Origin of the sequence: Gluconobacter cerinus, assembly GCF_002723935.1 — a bacterium.
Lineage (GTDB): Bacteria > Pseudomonadota > Alphaproteobacteria > Acetobacterales > Acetobacteraceae > Gluconobacter > Gluconobacter cerinus.
The window spans coordinates 1-3571 of the sequence record NZ_BEWM01000033.1 but is presented as its reverse complement, the minus strand read 5'-3'; the positions used below and the strand labels follow the sequence as shown (position 1 = coordinate 3571).

1 protein-coding gene and 5 pseudogenes are annotated in these 3571 nt (G+C 50.9%); 3 read left to right on the top strand and 3 right to left on the bottom strand.

Annotated elements, in window-relative coordinates; translation table 11 throughout:
- Positions 1-429, top strand: a pseudogene (locus GCE01_RS16450) (Hint domain-containing protein); the annotation flags it as partial.
- Between the two features lie 185 nt (positions 430-614).
- Positions 615-802, top strand: a pseudogene (locus tag GCE01_RS16445) (SMR family transporter); the annotation flags it as partial.
- 372 nt (positions 803-1174) lie between these two features.
- On the opposite strand, the pseudogene GCE01_RS16435 reads toward GCE01_RS16445, so the two are convergent.
- Positions 1175-1613 (bottom strand): annotated as a pseudogene (locus tag GCE01_RS16435) (transposase); the annotation flags it as partial.
- A 65-nt stretch (positions 1614-1678) separates the two neighbouring features.
- On the opposite strand from GCE01_RS16435, the pseudogene GCE01_RS16430 reads away from it, so the two are divergent.
- Positions 1679-2448 (top strand): annotated as a pseudogene (locus GCE01_RS16430) (IS5 family transposase).
- Positions 2449-2545: 97 nt separating this feature from the next.
- On the opposite strand, the gene GCE01_RS16425 reads toward GCE01_RS16430, so the two are convergent.
- Both GCE01_RS16425 and GCE01_RS16420 read right to left on the bottom strand, forming a co-directional pair.
- Positions 2546-3088 (bottom strand): helix-turn-helix domain-containing protein, encoded by a 543-nt coding sequence (locus GCE01_RS16425; protein ID WP_244591286.1) that lies wholly within the window; start codon positions 3086-3088, stop codon positions 2546-2548.
- 57 nt (positions 3089-3145) lie between these two features.
- Positions 3146-3571: pseudogene (locus GCE01_RS16420) on the bottom strand (Hint domain-containing protein); the annotation flags it as partial.

Here is a 3571-nt window from a genome sequence, read left to right as displayed (position 1 = left end):
CAGCGCGATTTGTCCCTGATCACGAATACAGGTATGGCACTCCACCAGATCCGGGAACACAATGGTCGGGTGATGTTCATGATTCCTGCCGGTGCTAAAAGCGTCCGGATTGTTTCCAATGCCAGCCGACCTTGTGACGTTGTGGGGCCTTTTGTCGATGATCGTCGCACACTTGGCGTGCTGGTGGGAGACGTGAAACTCTACGAAGGCAACGCGACGACGACCCTGAGCGCGCATCTTCATGAGGCGGATCTGTCGGGTTGGAATAATGTTGAAGACGGTACGATGCGCTGGACGGATGGATCCGCTCGTCTGGATCTGGGTCGGCGTCCGCTCGGTAGTATTGCCTTGATGGCACTCCAGATTCATGCCGGAGGTCCATATCTCCTTGTTGACACAACCTCTGAGAAAAGCGCGCTCCACGCCTGACCGGCATCAGGCCCTAGCGATGTGAAAATCGCTAGGGTACGGTTGTGACAATGAAAAGTTGGGGGATTGGGGAATAAAGGCTTCCGGATACTGGTCAGCCTTTATTCCTGAGGAGATTCCGCTCATGATGCAGCCATGAGCTTTCTTTATCTCGGTATCGCCACTGTCGCGGAAATCATCGCAACGTCGCTTTTTACTGTCTTTCGATAGCCCTCAGAAACATTCCGACCGGAATTGCGTACGCGATCTGGTCTGGGGTGGGTATTGTCCTTGTCGCTGCGGTTGCCTTGATCTTCCGGCGATGATCGGAATGGGTTTGATCATCGCCGGCGTGCTTGTGATGAATCTCTTCTCAACAACTACGAAGTATTGAGCTTGTCGCGTCCCGGGTTTTGGAGTTCTTGATGATCAACCGTGTGGCTGTATTTCCTGTCCTGTGCATTTTTCTCTTTCCAGTCTGCGCTTTTGCGCAAAGTTCTCAGGACTGGCTACCAGAATCAGGCGTCAAATCTCCTTACCGTCCGCTTACCGTTCCGACGACGCTGCATCCGGTCACGACGTCCCTGAGCAGTCTGCTCAAAACTGGCTACCGTATCACCACAACAACACATTATGCAGGCTCTGGCGCGCTCTTTACGCTTGAGAAGCGTCAGCAGACCATTCTTTCTGTCCTTACTCCTCCCAATCCTCAAACAGACCAGACTATAGCGACTTCACGCTGTTGGTCTTTGTAAAGACCGTTATTCCTATCAGCGTTGGTATTGCGCTGCTGCGGAGCCGCTACGAGCGTGGCATCCAGGATCTGGCCGGACATCAGTAGGTAACCGCCCCTCCGCAGGGTCGCGTCAAAGCAATTGAACAGGCCATCAATCGCACCTCCCTGGGTAAGGCGTTCTCAAACAGCCAGACTGTTTTGGCAACCGATCTGAAAGCCCCAGACCAAGGAAGCGCATGAAGCAGAGGCGATCGTTGATCAGATACACTGTCCGTTCATCGGACAAATTGTTTAACGTCTGGATCTCCAGGACCTTGAACACCAACACGGGATCAAACGGTGGTCGCCCGCCCTTGCTCCCATCTGAATAGACCAAGGCCTGCTCCAGATCAGGGCGGAACACTTCAAAATCCATAGTCAGGGAAAACGCTTCGAGTTGATCACCAAGCCTGCTGAACCGAGTAAGTCTCTTTTTAGGGCCTGTTAGGCCTTAAAATAGGTAGTGAACCGCCCAGCTCATCTGTGATGAGCATGATGCAGTCTGTATTTTCCGATGATGCGTGGTCGATCTGGGAACCAGTGATCGAGGCGGTCCGTCCGAAAGGCAAAACCCCGCCTCGCGATCTGTGACGGACCCTGTCGGCGACTTTCTGGCGCCACCAGAACGGGACGAAGTGGCGATCCATTTCTGCGAAACTCGGCCCTTGGTGGACGGTGGCTCAATTCTTCATCCGTTGGATAAAGGTCGGCGTTTGGCAGGCTCTGTTTGAACAGGTGAAGGGTCAGGATCCGGCATTGGGTATGGCCTTCCTTGATGGTACGAACATTCGGACTCATCATAAGGCGGCAGAAGCGGCCCAAAAGGGGGATTCAGAGGAAGCCAAAATGATCGTGAAGCACTTGGTCGCTCGCGTGGAGGTTTTGACAGCGAAGTCTGCGTAGCCGCAGATGGCCATGGAAAGGACCTGCCTTTTACCCTGACGCTAGGTCAGGCCCATGAACTTTCCCCAGCCATGGCGCTCCTTGACGCATTGCCGTACGCTACGCGCTACTACGCCTCGAACCAGATCCGAGAATCCCTGTGGGAAAGGGGCTCACACCCGCTCGTCCCGACAAAACGCAACGAGCCGCAGGTATCCTGCCCCAAATGGGCCTATCGGTACCGACATCTGGTCGAAAACCTATGAGCACGTCTCAAGGAGTGGAGAGCAATCGCTACACGATACGAAAATACCGCCACATCCTTCATGGCCGTCATCTGCATCGCTGCAACCATAGATCATCTCAAAACCTACAGATCCTAATACCAAAGAAATCGCACAGCGAGCTTTAAAAAATAAAGAGTTTCTCCAGATTTCGACATCGTTTTAATTAACAATTTATTTGAAATGAACTTATAATTTATGTATTTCTTTGCCTCTCCATATATTTTTGTGCATTTATTTTTTTCTCGGGGGTAAGAGCCCTGTAAAGATTAATCAAAATATCTTCATCTGATGAGATGACGCGTTTTACTGGTTTGGTTGAGAGGCCATCCAGAAAAAAATTGATGGGAACATCAAAAATTTCAGAAATTTTTGGAAGGTATTTTTGCAGATCTCCAGTTCGTCCCGTTTCAAGCGCAGCAACCGCAGAGCGACTGATATTGAGCGCTTCAGAAAGAGCAAGCTGGCTCATCTTTGCGGACTTGCGAAGAGCAAAGAGCTTTTGTGCCAACGCGAGTGTTGGAGGCACGCGGGTTTCATCAATTTCAGTAAGAGACGCTTGGGTACTTTTAATCCATTTTCGAAAAAGAGAGTGAGCGCATCTTTTTATGTCTAATTTATTGTTCAATACCTGAAATTCGATACTGCTTTTTACCAGATCAACAATTTTTATAGGGAATTCCTGTTGATTTTTGGGGGTCCAGATCTGTCCTGGAGTCAGCAAGGTTCTATGTGGCATGATTGTGGCACGATACAAGAAAAACCCGGTGACGTGAAGTCACCGGGTTCTTTTTTGTTATGCCTGAAGAGCCACGTCTAGTGTCGTGTCTGTCACCAGATAGGGACCAGACGCAAGAATTTGAACGGATAACAGAGCGATACTGCCCAGAGGGCGATGTCCTAAAGAAAGAAAAGCATTTCCATCAGTCCAACGCACTTTTCCGTCTTCGACGTTACACCAACCCGAAAGACCTTCCTCAGTAAAATGCGCACTGAGTAAACGCGTTGCATTGCTTTCGAACATTCTGATATCGCCGACCAGAACCCCCAGTGTCCGACGATCGTCCACAAAGGGTCCTAGTGCGTCATATGGACGGCTGGCACGAGAGGCGATCCGGACGCTGCCAACGCCGACAGGGATCATGAAGATAACCTGATCATTATTGGTCCGGGCTGCCCGGATTGTTGCGCCTGTATCAGTCACAAGGTGCAGGTCGCTGTC